Source organism: Verrucomicrobium sp. BvORR106 (assembly GCF_000739655.1).
Classification (GTDB): Bacteria; Verrucomicrobiota; Verrucomicrobiia; order Verrucomicrobiales; family Verrucomicrobiaceae; genus Verrucomicrobium.
This window is the reverse complement of sequence record NZ_BATR01000138.1, coordinates 1-12817: the sequence shown is the minus strand read 5'-3', so window position 1 is coordinate 12817 and position 12817 is coordinate 1. Positions and strand designations below refer to the sequence as shown.

Annotated in this window: 8 protein-coding genes; 5 read left to right on the top strand and 3 right to left on the bottom strand. The window is 63.6% G+C overall.

The window, feature by feature from the left end:
- The 5 genes from BV106_RS25875 to BV106_RS25855 all read left to right on the top strand — a co-directional run.
- On the top strand, positions 1-623 hold a 623-nt coding region (locus tag BV106_RS25875), incomplete at its 5' end, for a MoxR family ATPase (RefSeq protein WP_038169573.1).
- A gap of 16 nt (positions 624-639) precedes the next feature.
- Positions 640-4968, top strand: coding sequence for a PQQ-binding-like beta-propeller repeat protein (locus tag BV106_RS25870; RefSeq protein WP_038169572.1), 4329 nt, complete (start codon positions 640-642; stop codon positions 4966-4968).
- A complete protein-coding gene (locus BV106_RS25865; RefSeq protein WP_038169571.1) occupies positions 4965-5873 on the top strand; it encodes a DUF58 domain-containing protein in 909 nt (302 codons plus the stop codon). Before BV106_RS25870 ends, BV106_RS25865 begins: the two co-directional genes overlap by 4 nt.
- Before the next feature lie 53 nt (positions 5874-5926).
- Positions 5927-7801: a BatA and WFA domain-containing protein gene (locus tag BV106_RS25860; protein WP_038169569.1), complete on the top strand. Its 1875-nt coding sequence runs from the start codon at positions 5927-5929 to the stop codon at positions 7799-7801.
- A 44-nt stretch (positions 7802-7845) separates the two neighbouring features.
- Positions 7846-10452, top strand: coding sequence for a VWA domain-containing protein (locus BV106_RS25855; RefSeq protein ID WP_038169567.1), 2607 nt, complete (start codon positions 7846-7848; stop codon positions 10450-10452).
- Positions 10453-11334: 882 nt separating this feature from the next.
- On the opposite strand, the gene BV106_RS25845 is transcribed toward BV106_RS25855, so the two are convergent.
- The 3 genes from BV106_RS25845 to BV106_RS25835 form a co-directional block, all read right to left on the bottom strand.
- Positions 11335-11889: a hypothetical protein gene (locus BV106_RS25845; RefSeq protein ID WP_038169562.1), complete on the bottom strand. Its 555-nt coding sequence runs from the start codon at positions 11887-11889 to the stop codon at positions 11335-11337.
- Between the two features lie 66 nt (positions 11890-11955).
- On the bottom strand, positions 11956-12414 hold the full coding sequence (locus BV106_RS25840; protein WP_038169560.1) for a host attachment protein: 459 nt from the start codon (positions 12412-12414) through the stop codon (positions 11956-11958).
- 93 nt (positions 12415-12507) lie between these two features.
- Positions 12508-12817 (bottom strand): hypothetical protein (locus BV106_RS25835; protein ID WP_038169558.1); only part of this gene is annotated, 310 nt, incomplete at its 5' end.

Below are 12817 nucleotides of genomic sequence, written 5' to 3'. Positions count from 1 at the left end.
CGGCCCTGCTGGAGGTGATGCAGGAGCGGGCGGTGACCACCGGTGGCGAGCGCCATGTGCTGCCGGAGCCGTTCTTCGTGCTGGCCACGCAGAACCCGATGGAGATGGAGGGGACCTACCCGCTGCCTGAGGCGCAGCTGGACCGCTTCATGTTCAAGATCAAGGTGCCCTTCCCGACGCTGGAGTCGCTGGTGGAGATCAGCCGCCGCACCACCGGGTTCGAGGAACCCAAGCTGGAATCCGTACTCAGCGGCACGGAACTCATGCGCCTGCAGTATGTGCTGACCCAGATCCCGGTGGCGGATCCAGTGGCGGCTTATGCCTCCAAGCTGGTGCTGGGCACGCATCCGGACCAGGCGGGCGTGCTGCCCGTGGTGGGCCGTTATGTTTCGTACGGGGCCAGCCCCCGTGGTCTGCAGGCCCTGATTCGCGGGGCGCGTGTCTGGTGCGCAGTGCGCGGCGGCACGGCAGTGAGCACGGAGGACATCCAGCGAGTGGCCCTGGTGGCCCTGCGCCACCGGGTGATCCTGAACTTCGAAGGCGAGGCCCAGCAGATCAAGGTGGACTCCCTGGTGGAGGATCTGATCAAGCAGGTCGCGACCCCGGCGATGGAGGCGGCTTAAGGAAACTACCCTGCACATGCGGTACGGGGAACGGCTGATGATGGGGCGCGGCGGCCTTCGGAAGAAGGCGGCCGGGCTGCGTCTGGCTGCGGTGGCCGCACTCGGCCTGGGGCTGGGCTTCGGCCTGGCCTGGGCTCCGGCAGCGGAGGAGACAGCGGACTTTGACAAGACCTCCGTCACCCTGCGCACCGCGTTGCATTATGATCCCTCCGTGGAGGTGCCGCTGCAAAAGCTGGTGGAGCTCTATCGCAGCGCTGGGCGCACTGAGGAGCTCCTCAGTCTCTACAACACTCATCTTACCCAGTATCCTGACGATGCGGGAGCCAGTCTGGTGCTGTCACGCATCTATGCCCTGCTCCAGGACCGCAAGGCGGGTGATTTCCTGAAAGCCGCGGTGGCCCGCCATCCGGACAACGCCCTGCTGGCGTGGCAACTGGGACGCCTGCTCCAGGAGGAGCGCAACCCCAAGGCCGTGGAGGCCATGGCCTCTGCCGTGCGGCTTGAGAAATCGGCCGCGCGCAAGGCACAATGGTTTGGGGAGCTGATGAAAGCCGCCGCCGTACAGGGGCGCGAAGATTTGGTGCTGGAGGAAACGCGTCGCCTCATTGGAGAGGGGGCCATGACCCCGGAGCAGCGCCTGCGCTGGGCCCGCCAGGCCCTGGGGCAGAAGCTGCCCAAGACGGCGACCCGCATGATGGAGGGCGTGGATGCGGCCCGGCTGGGTACCGACAATCAGGTGGACGCCACCATGTTGCAGGCAGAGCTGCTGGCTGCCGAAGCCAAGCCGACGGAGGCAGGAACGCTTCTTGATACCTTGCTGGAGAAGCTCGCCCCTGACTACTGGCGGCGGCGGGAGATCCTCATGCTGCGTCTGGATGTGACGGGGGCCGATGGGCGCGACAAGATGGTGGAGGTTGCGAGGAGTCGCTGGCTCTCCAAAGACGGGCGCACCGCCATGAACGCTCTGACGCTGGCCGATGTCTTGGACGCAGCGCATCGTGGTCGCGAGGCTCTGCAAGTGTTGCGCGAAGCATTGGAAGCTCTCCCCGGTACTCCGCAGGTGGAGCAACGCCTGCTGGATCTCTGGGAAAAGGAGGGGACAGATGCCGCCGCGCTCGAGTGGCTGGAGAAGCTGATGGCGGCGCATCCGGAGCGTCAGGATCTGATGCTGCGGCAGGTGCGCTGGCTCTTTGCCAACAACCTGGGGCCCAAGGCTCATGAGACTTTCAAAGCGTTGTTGTCCAAGTTGGAGCCAGTTGATCAGGTGGGGCGCAGTGTGGAGTTGTCCCGTTGGTTACGCCGGCGCAATCAGTTGCAGGATGCAGGATTGCTTCTGGAGACGGCGCTCGGCAGATCTCCTGACCGCTGGGACCTGCGCCGAGAGCTTGGCGAGCTTTACTTTGCCCAACGTCGCACGGATGAAGTGGCCGCATTGTTCGAAGGGGACTGGACGAAGAACCTGACCCCGGACGCCCGGCTGGAGATCGCGCAGTTCCTCATGAGCAAGCAGCTCTGGGTGGATGCGAGAAAGCTGGTCGAGCCCTGGCTTGTGGCTCAGCCCACGGCCTTTGAGGGGCATCTGCTCCTGGCCAAGATCGAGGAAAAACTCGGGGACGACGCCCGCGTGGCGGTCGCCTTTGATGCCGCCCGGGCCCTCTGCGATACGGACGCCCGTTATCAGGCCTGGATCGAGGCGGTGATGCAGCACGCTGAAGCCCGCGAGATGGTGGAACTGGCCGTGCAAAAGGAGGCGGGTCTGCTCGCGCCGGGCGGCAAGCTTCCTGAAGATGAAGTGAGCTTCAGCCGGTGGCTTGCCCTCATCGCCCAGGCCTCTGCTCACAAAGCGGAGAAGACGGCTGAAGAGTTGCTGAAGCTGGCCCTGACTCGGCAAGGCCTGGCCGCCGACCGGGCTCTGATGCTGGAGAAACTTCGCCTCGATCTGATGGCGTCGGACAGCACTCGTGCGATGGAGACGGAGGCTGGTCTCCGCAAGCTGCTGGAGAGTGACGTCGGTCATCGCGAAGATCATCGCCTGCGGCTCGCTCTTTTGTATCATCAGGCCGGACGTCAGGATCTGGCCATACAGTTCCTGGAGGCGCTGGATGCGTCCAAGGTCACCGAGGTGGCGGGGCTGCGCAGTGTGGTGCCGATCTGCCTGGAGCGGGGTTCATTGGCTCTGGCACTGACTTGTGCAGAGCGGCTCACGCGGCTGGAGCCGGCGGAGATGTCGCACTGGTCGCAGTGGACTAACCTGCTGGCCCAGAGCGGACAGGAAGATCGGTTGCGGTTCGCCCTGCGCGAGATCCTGGGCAGGGCGCATGATTGGAAGCTGACGGAGGCCGTGCGGGAATCCCTGCAAGAGCACCTCGTGGCCAGCCAGTGGCGCAGCGTGATGTCCAGCCTGAATGCCACGGACCCCAGCACCTGGGCCCTGGCGCGACGTGAAGCGGCCGCACTGGAGAAGGCGGATCTCACCAGTGACCAGCGTCGCTGGATGGACTGGCTCGTGGCGTACCTCAGTTCCCGCATGGGGGACAAGAAGGCGGCTGAAGATGCCTTCTCCGCCTTCGGCAAACTCAGCGACAACCAGTGGATCACTTTCCCGGACGGGATGGAACTCAGCGTGGCGGGTGCGAGGGAATCACTGCGTGAAAATCCCTTTGAAGCCACCGCCAGAGCGCAATCTGGCCCGGTGCCCTGCCTGCCTCCTTTCTCCCTGAGCTGGGGGTTCTCCGTGGATCAGGGCATGTTGATCACCCGGGTGATGACGGACGATGCCTCAGGCCTGGCCTATGTGGTGGATGATCGCAGCAACGTGCACGCCCTGGACCTGCGCACGGGCAAATTGCGCTGGCGGGTCAGCCCGGAGGGCGGGAGCAAGCCGACGCGTGCGGCCTCGCCGTCTGGCGGTCGTACCATGACGACCACCATTGCGACCCGGGTGATCGTGAGAGGCTCCGGTCAGCCAGACGTCCGCACTCCGGTGGAGATATCGGTTCATGGAAACCGCCTGTGCCTGCTGGAGAACGAGAAGGTCACCTGTGTGGATGCCCGCACCGGGACGCTGCTCTGGCGCAACCAACTCGCTGAAGTGGATGGTTCCGCCGCCGGTCCGCCGTCCCAGAGCCGCCTCCACCAGGATGAGGGGCATGTGTTTGTCTGGCAGCCGGGCGTTTCCACTGTTTCTTCCATGAACCCGGTCACCGGCAAGCTGTTGTGGCAGACGCTGGTGCCGTCCCCGCCCATTCCGGCCCCGAATCCGTACAACAGCTGGGGCGGGTATGATGCGTACATCAAGCTCAAGTCCGGCCTGAGCGTGGAGCATGGCCGGGTCTTTGTCTTTGCCCAGTCCGCCGCGCTGCTGCGGGCGGACAGCGGGCAGGTGCTGTGGCGTCTGGCCACCGGAGATGTGCCGGGCTTTCCTATCGATCTCCAGTCCCAAGGGGATTCCAACACGCCGCTGACGCAGCCTCCGCCGCGCCAGTTGGTGGCCTTCTCGCCAGTTCTCTTACAGAAATCCGGTGGGTCCGGACTGCACATCACGGGCATGCGGGGTAGCATGGGGGCCGCCAGCACTGGCTGGGGCTACACAACCGGGCTGCGTGCGTTGTTGCAAGGGCAGGGCTACTATTCGCCCTACGCGACGCTGCATGAGGGCAAGGTGTGGATGGTCAACGGTAATGGCACCGGCATGGTGAGCGCCATGGGGCTGCCGCTGGGCCAGCTTTCCCACAGCGGCATGGTCGTCGGGGTGGGGGAGGGGCAGCTGGTCTGCTTCAACGGTTCGAGTTTTGGCAGCACGTCGCCCCAGCGCAGTGGTATGCAGACTACTCTTGGTGTTGTCGAGAGTGTGACATCCAACGGCCAGCCGCCCCGTGTGGATGTCATGCCCTCCGGCAGCCTGCACGGCTCCCGCTTGTACGCCAGTCTGGGCACCCGGCTGCGTATGTCTGACCTGCGCAGTGGCAGTGTGTTGTTTGATGTGCCGCTGCCCCCTGAGGCGGATGCCTGGGCCAAGACCTTTGTTGACGAGACCGCTCCGGTGCAGGCCAATACGATGGCCATCTCTTCCTCCCGCCGGTCGGTGTCGGCTGGATTCCAGAACCGGCGCACCTATCTCCCTTCCGGGGTGCTTTATCAGAATGAGCGGGGCGGTGGCACTCTCTGCGGCCCCACCTCTGCTGTCGCCCCGGGCGTGTGGATTCTGCCCGTCAATGAGCGCGCTCTGGTGTGCCTGCGCGGTGCTCCGATGGGGCCGCCCGCTGTTTCCACGAACTCGCCGCCCCCTGCCGGACCGGCCGCGGCTCCGTCTCCTTCTTCTCCCGTCTCCGCTCCCCCTCCATGACCGCCTCCCTGACCCGCGAAGATCTCTTCGACGCCCATTTCCTGGACCGTCTGCGCACGCTGGCCCTGCGGCTGCGCAAGCGGCGGCAGTTGATGCGCCGGGGCATGCAGAGCAGCCCAGCCACGGGGTACACCCGCGAGTTCAAGGACTACCGCCACTACACGCCCAAGGAGGACTTTCGCGCCATCGACTGGCGGCTCTACGCCCGGCTGGACAAGCTTTTCGTCCGTCTTTATGAGGAGGTGCAGGAACTGCACATCCACATCGTGGTGGACACCAGCGCCTCCATGGAGAAGCCCTTTATCGAGAAGCGCCGACAGTCACTTCGCTTCGCCGTCGCGCTGGCGTATCTGGGCCTCTCTGGCCAGCATCGGGTGAGCCTGTACTCCATGAGCGATACCACGCGGCAGGAACTGCCGCCGCTGCGGGGGCAGGGGAACATTGAGAAGATCACCACCGCTGTGACCAAGTGGGCGTACGGCGGTGTGACGGATCTGGAAAAGTGTTTCACAGACTTCCGTCCTACTAGGCAGCGGTATGGCAGCATCTTTGTCATCTCGGACTTCTTTGGTCGCGAGGTGGGAACGGCGGTCGAGGCGGTGAAACGCGCCGCGGGCTGGTCCGGGGAGACCCACTTTGTGCAGGTGATCCACCCCTGGGAACAGCGTCCCGAGCTGGATGGGGAGGTGGAGCTGGCTGATGTGGAAACGGGCGAGCGCCGCCGTTTCTGGATCACGAAGCGCGAGGTGAAGCTCTATGCGGAGATGTTTGACGCCTTTGCCGAAAACCTGAGCACCGCCTGCGCCGGACGCCAGATTGACTTCTACACCTGCCGCAGTGATGAACCGTTCGAGGATCGTTTCCTCGATCTCCTGATGCGGGGCGGTTCCCTGGCCTCTGCATAAACTGCCTCCAGCATCTCGATCCTCTTTCTGCCGCCTCTTCGACACTGTTCTGAATGAAGTTCCTTTCTCCCAACTTTCTCCACTGGCTCTGGCTGGCGCTCATCCCGATCGCCCTCTGGCTCTTCCGCCGGAAGGCCAAGCGGGTGCAGGTGTCCACCTTGCTGTTCTTCCGCACGCTGGCGAAGGAGCACCAGGAGTCAGCCTGGCTGAGGCGGTTCAAGCGCATCCTTTCGCTGCTGATGACGTTGCTCGTCGTGCTGCTGGCGGTGATGGCGCTGGCGAAGCCCTTCCGCGAGGGCGGTGGGGAGACGCCCAAGAGCCTCGTGATCTTGCTCGACCGCTCCGCCTCCATGGCGGCGGCGGATGGCAACGGGCGCACCCGCATGGAGGAGGCGAAGTCCCAACTCAAGGATCGCCTGAGCGCGCTGCCGGAGAACGTGGTGACCTCCCTCGTCGTGTACGATGCGAAGGCGGAGGTGACCCAGTCCCGCAGCACGAACCGGCGGGAATTGCTGCGCATGATCCAGCAGGCCCAGCCGGTGCCGATGGAGGATCGCTCTGATGAAGCCCTCCTCGTGGCCCGTCGGCTCGCGGCGCTGGATGCACCTTCGGAGATCTGGCAGATCACAGATGAGGCTGCGCCTCAGGAGCCGCTGACCACTGAAGCCCCCACCGAAGGAGTGAAGCCTCCGAAGATGCGTCTGCTGAATGTGGCCTTGGAGAGCCCTGTGAACTGCGGCATCACCGGCTTCCAGATCCGCCCGGCTCCTCTGGCGCGGAACCGGTTCGAGGTATTTGTAGAGGTGACCGCCGGTCGTGCCAACGCCAACCCAGTGGAGACCACCCTGGAAGCCCGCTTGGACGGTCGTCCCGTGCAGCTCCGTCAGATGACGTTGAAGCCGGGCGAAAGCAATCGCCTCATTCTTCCGCTGGAAGGGGGCAAGGGCCAGCGTCTGGAGATGGAAGTGCGCACTCCTGGCGACTGCCTGGGCTGGGACAACGTGGCCGTTTCGCCGCTGCCGGAGACCAAGCCGCTCGTGGTGGCGTGGTTTTCTGATGCGCCCGATCCCTTTGTGGAGCTCGCGCTGACCTCCATGCTGGCTGAGGACCGCATCCAGGTGCTGAAGGGCGGGGTGAAGGACTGGCCGATGAAGGAGAAGGCAGATGTCTACGTGTTTGAGAACTGGGTGCCCACCGACTGGCCCACAGATCGCCCCGCGCTGGTTCTGAACCCTCCTAACAGCTCCGGCCCCGTGCATGCGAAGAAGCTGGGTTCCGGGGTCCCTTATGAAGCTGTGCGCGCTGTGCAGCCCGAACACCCAGTGCTCTACCGCGTGGCCAGTGGCCGGGTGGCGGTGACACAAACGACCGTCCTCAATGTGAGCGACACCTTGGAAACCCTCTGGATGGCGGGCAATGAGCCCGTGCTCGCAGCAGGGGAGTCCGGCGGACAGCGGTTGGTGGTCGTTGCCTTTACCCCTGGCCGGAGCGAGCAGCTCGCGCTGCTTTCGGCGTTCCCGCTGCTGGTGGGCAATGCGATCTACTGGGCGGCGGAGAACAATGACGCCCTGGCCTCGCTCAAGGCGGTGCGCCCCGGTGATCTGGTGGAGATGCCGGCGGGTCTGGTGAAGTGGCATGCGTGGACGGGGACCCGATTCGAGGAAACCTCCCAGGACGCCAAAGGCGGCTGGCTGGAGCTTTCTCAAGTGGGCCTGGTGGATGGCGGCGATGGTCGCACCCTGGCCAGCCTGCTCATTTCTTCACATGAGACCGACGTCCCTGCCCAGGCGAAGGCCATGGCAGCCGCAGGTCCAGAGGTGAGCGAGCGCTGGGCCCGTGGGGGCAACTGGAGTACCTCTCTCCTCTGGCTCGTGCTGGGAGTGCTGCTGGTGGAGAGCTGGTTGTTCCACCGTCAGGCGGTGTATTAATCGAGCGATGATTTTCAAATTTTAGATCCGGGAAGACCTATTACATGGACTGGGAGTCACCTTATTTACTGTTGCTGATCTTTCCCGCCCTGGCGTTTCTGCTGTGGGCGGAGCGCCGGTCGGCGCACCCCATGCCTGCGCGACGCAAGCAGATATTGCTGCTGGTGCGGGCCTTGGGCATCATGCTGGCACTGGTCGCCCTGGCGGGTCCCGCCAAGGTGGTGACGAGCAGCCAGCGCGCCGTGGTACTGGCGCTGGATAACAGCCAGAGCTTGGGAGCCGAAGGAGTGAAGACTGTGCTGCAGAAGGCGGACGAGATCCGCAAAGCCCTGCCGGGTGATGTGGAGGTGTACACCACGGGGTTCGGCGACGAAGCCCGGCTCTACTCTGAGGCGGAACTGAAGGTGGGTGGTGAGAAGTTATGGGCTGAAGCCCTGAAGACCCACGGAGCCCAGAGCAACTATGCAGGGGCACTCGAGTACGCGCGCTCCCTTTTCCCGGCCGGCACCTCAAGACACGTGGTGTTTGTGGGCGATGGGCATGAGACCCGTGGCAGCCTGATGGAGGCCGCTCGTGCGGCGATGGTGGCGGATGTGCATCTGCACAGCGTGCCCGTGGCGGGCCCGCGGAAGCCGGATGTGCGGGTGCGCCAGTTCTTGCCCAGCCAGAGCCGTTTGCATGAAGGAGCGGCCCTTCAGCTCAAGGTGGAGGTGGAGAGCACCATGGACGGCACGGGGCTGCTGAAGCTCTTTGAAAACGGCGTGGAAGTGGAGCGCCGCAACGTGAAGGTGGTCAGCGGCAGCACCCTGACGGAGACCTTTGTGCGTCACCCAGACACCCGGAACATTTACAAGTATCGCGCAGTGTTGGAGGGATTCAGCGGCGACGCCATCCCGGCCAACAATGAGGCGCTGACACTGGTGGACGTGCGGGGACGTCTGCGCCTGCTCTATGTGGAAGGCGACATCAACGAAGGTCAGTACCTCGTGCAGGCCATGGCCAAAGAGGGCATCGAGCTGGAACTGCGCGCGCCCAACAGCATCCCCACTTCGCCGCAAGAACTGAGCGGGTTCGATGGCGTGATCCTCTCCGATGTACCCGCCCATCAGGTAGGCGAGACGGCCATGGTCGCCATCCGGGATTATGTGGACAAGCTGGGCGGTGGTTTCATCATGCTTGGTGGTCCCAACTCGTTTGGCGTCGGTGGTTACTACCGCACTCCCATTGAGGAAGTCCTGCCCGTGCGGCTGAAGGCTCCGGATGAGGAGGAGAAACAAAGCAGCGCCCTGGCGCTGGTGATCGACCGCTCCGGCTCCATGTCCGGTGAAAAGCTGGAGATGGCCAAGAGCGCGGCCATTGCCACGGCAGAGGTTCTCACCCGTAACGACAGCATCGGTGTGTACGCCTTCGACAGCGAGGCCCACGTGGTGGTGCCCATGACGCGGCTGACTTCCAGCAGCGCGGTGGCCGGGCAGATTGCCGGACTGACCAGCGGTGGGGGCACGAACCTGCACCCGGCCTTTACCGAGGCACGCAATGCTCTCCAGCGGACGAAGGCCAAGATCAAGCACATGATCATCCTCACGGACGGTCAGACGAGCGGTCAGGGCTATGAGGCGCTGGCCTCGCAGTGCCGCGCCGAGGGGGTGACCATCTCCACGGTGGCGATTGGCGATGGCGCGCATGTCGGTCTATTGCAGGCCATTGCCAGCCTGGGTGGCGGCAAGTCTTACACCACGCTGGATGCGGCCAATATCGTGCGCATCTTCACGCAGGACACGCTCGTGCACACGGGACGCATGATCCGGGAGGATGCCTTCGAGCCCAAGCTGGTGGAGCGCCATCCTATTCTCGCTGGCTGGGACAAGTTCGAATCGCCGCCGCTGCTGGGTTATGTGAAGACCCTGCGCAAGAGCACCGCTCAGGTGCCGCTGGTCACGGATCTGGGCGATCCTCTCCTGGCACACTGGCGCTACGGCCTGGGCAAGGTGACCGCCTTCTCCAGCGATGCGAAGAGCCGCTGGGCGAGTCTTTGGATCAGCCGTTGGAATGGCTTTGGCCAGTTCTGGTCGCAGGTGTTGCGTGAGACCGCCCGTCCACCGCAGGGGCAGAACATGGACCTGCGTTGCGAAGCCGCCGGCGAAGAAGCCCGCGTGAGCGTGGACGTGCTGGAAGATGCCGGCACGCGTGGCAATGAGGCCCGGGTGACGGCAGAGGTGTTTTATGTCTCTGCAGAGTCCCTAGGTGCTCCCTTGAAGCCCGTGCAGGCGCTTTCCCTCCGCCAAGATGGCCCTGGCCTTTATGAGGGCACCTTCCGTCCCGAGCAACCGGGTGTGTACCTCGTGCGTGCCCAAAGCGGCGCCCAGATGGTGACCGCAGGTTGGGTGCACAACCCCAGCAGCGAGGTGAGCCTCGGCACCGTGAATGAGAAGCTCCTTCGGGACGTCAGCAGCCTCACCGGCGGCACCTACATGGACCAGAGCACCGCCCTGGATCTAAGAACCACCAAGGCCCGCCGCTATGTCGAGCTCTGGCCTTACCTGGTGATGGCGCTGCTCGTGATGTTCATGCTCGATGTCGCAGTGCGGCGCTGGGAACATGTCACCGGCCTGTGGGATATCGCTACGGGGTGGATTCCACGAAAGGCGTAGGGGGGAACGCAACGTCAACGCAGGTTGCCCGGCCCCAAGGAGCGGCGGTTTGTGCTTGCACAACCGCCGATGGTGTCCGGAGGAAGCGTGTGTCCAAGTCGCCAAGGAACCCAAGTAGCTAAGCACAGACTGACAGGCCTCAAATGGCCTGTGCTTGGGGAGCGCGCGCATCCTGCGTGCTGTTTGCGGCATCTTGCCGCGAACGTCAGTCAGCGCATGACACCAGGTCCAGCTGATGTGGAGGTGTTGAGAGCGGTGGGGAGGAAGCGGGTGCTGTCGGCCTTCCCACCTGATCATCCTCATTGGAGGTACCCCGGGGTCTGCGTCCACTTCGTGGCCTTTGCCCCTGGGCTGGGCTCTGTGGGCCTTTCAGGCCCAAATCCTCTGAGGGGACTTACTGAGGGCTGAGCCAGAGTCGGTTCCCTGGTTCCTATCCCAACCGCGCGCGTTTTGGGGTGGTCACCAAGGAACCGGCGCCCTCCACGCACTCAGTCGAAGCTCTTCCTCGAAGAGGATAGAGTGACAAGCCCAACGTTGGCGAGCCTCAAGCGAATCACCCTGATGAACGACGCACACCTCAGGGAATTAGAACCCGGAGGGTTCACCATGAATAGCCCCGGGTCGACCGAGCCTAGCGAGGGCTACCCGGGGATGTCGTCGATTGGCATGCTACCGCGGAGCGGTAGTCCCATTGCATTGCCGACCGCTGAGGATATTCCCGCAATGCAACTGGCAGGTCCTTGGGCGCTATGGGCCTACCGCTCCGAGGTAGCGGTGCGCCTCACCCATACCATGGAGGAACCCTCCGGGTTCATGAGATAACCATGGCGGGACGCAAGGGCAACTCCGTCCCTCTACGCCACCGCCTCCACCGCACTCCCCCTACGCCTTGCTCGGCTTCAAGTGCAACAGATCCGGCGTCAAACCTGACAACACTGAGATCGCTCCCTTGAGCTGGTCCCAGAGGGCTTCTGGTTTGGCTTCGGTCTTGGCGCGACGACTCTTGTCCCACTCCTGGTAGTACTCCATGAAATGGTCATTCACGAAAGGGCTCTGCCACCAGGTGGGCTCCGATTTCGTGAGCGCCTTCATGCATTCCCGCACCGAGCCCAAGGTGGGCCAGCGCAGGGTGGCTGACAGGTGATGCACCAGATGCGCACGCAACTGCACGGGCAGGTCTTGGTGGTAGTACACCTGGAACTCATGCAGGAAAAGCCGCGGGTGCAGGATGAAGCGGTCCGTGCGCCAGGCGCATTTCTTCTCCACGAGGCGGTGCCACTGGTCGTAGTCCGTGGCGTGCTCGATCTTGTGGATCATGTCCCTAGCCTCAGCCTCGCCGATATCGGCAGGGTAGGACACATTCATGTACCGCAGGTAGGCGAGTTGTTTCAAGGAAGCGGGCCGCGGTACGGGGGTGCGATGATGGTAGGACGTCATGGCAAACCGGGGGTGTTTTATTTTATTAAGATACGCGTCTGGGGGAGAAAAAGGGGGAGACCCGTATCACGCTGCGCCGCGGGCGGCGAGGAAGTGATCGCGCAGGTGGGTCGGGCTTTCTTTGGTAAGGTCTTTGGCAAGATTGACTTCGATGGCGCTGGTCCACGCCTGGGGCAGGTGGGAGAGAATGGCTCCATTGATCTCAGACGGGGCGGCGAAGCCCCACTTCTTCGGGCGGTGCAGATCCAGCAGTTCAGTCAGGTGTTCGCCGATCAGGCGGATGATGCGTGTTTGTTTTTCAGTGTCCAAGTGCATGCGCTCCGCTGTGGAGTTGCCTACATGACCGGTGCCGCGCTTCGCAAAGGAGCCCGCCTGATCTGTGTAGATGTCCTGATACTTCTGGTGGGCTTCATCGATGCGGATGGTGTCGGCAAGCTGTGGCACCGACCCGGCCTGCTGCCCATTGGCCATGAAGGCTTTGATCACGCCGCGGTCGGCGACGATGAGAAGAGGAGGTGTTTTCATGGATTGCGAAAGGGGTCTGGGTTGATTCTGAATGGGCTCCACTTCGCGGATTTCGGGAAGGGGGAATGGATTGAATCGGATGCAGCAGAGGTTCTAGGAGGCAGGGGGAGGCGTGGGTGGATCAAAACCCGCCTCACCCCGTTCATCGAGCACCTGCCAGGAGGACTTGATGGCCTCTTTGGCGATGGACCACGGGAGGCGCGAGGTGCCGCGGGTTTCCTCCCAGCGGTTTTCCAGAATGGTCTCGATGTCCTCGAACAAGGTGCCCGTCTGCCAGGCGTGTGTTTCATAGCCAAGCCGGTAGGCGGGCAGGTACTCCTCGAAATCGAGGGTGGGATCCAGATAGGGTTCGCTGAGATAAACATCCCGCCACCAGGCTTCCCAGCCTGGAGGGGCGATGGCC

Coding starts and splice junctions, on each gene's coding strand:
- BV106_RS25870 (WP_038169572.1), top strand. CDS start 640: ATGCGGTACGGGGAACGGCTGATGATGGGGCGCGGCGGCCTTCGGAAG.
- BV106_RS25865 (WP_038169571.1), top strand. CDS start 4,965: ATGACCGCCTCCCTGACCCGCGAAGATCTCTTCGACGCCCATTTCCTG.
- BV106_RS25840 (WP_038169560.1), bottom strand. CDS start 12,414: ATGAAAACACCTCCTCTTCTCATCGTCGCCGACCGCGGCGTGATCAAA.
- BV106_RS25860 (WP_038169569.1), top strand. CDS start 5,927: ATGAAGTTCCTTTCTCCCAACTTTCTCCACTGGCTCTGGCTGGCGCTC.
- BV106_RS25855 (WP_038169567.1), top strand. CDS start 7,846: ATGGACTGGGAGTCACCTTATTTACTGTTGCTGATCTTTCCCGCCCTG.
- BV106_RS25845 (WP_038169562.1), bottom strand. CDS start 11,889: ATGACGTCCTACCATCATCGCACCCCCGTACCGCGGCCCGCTTCCTTG.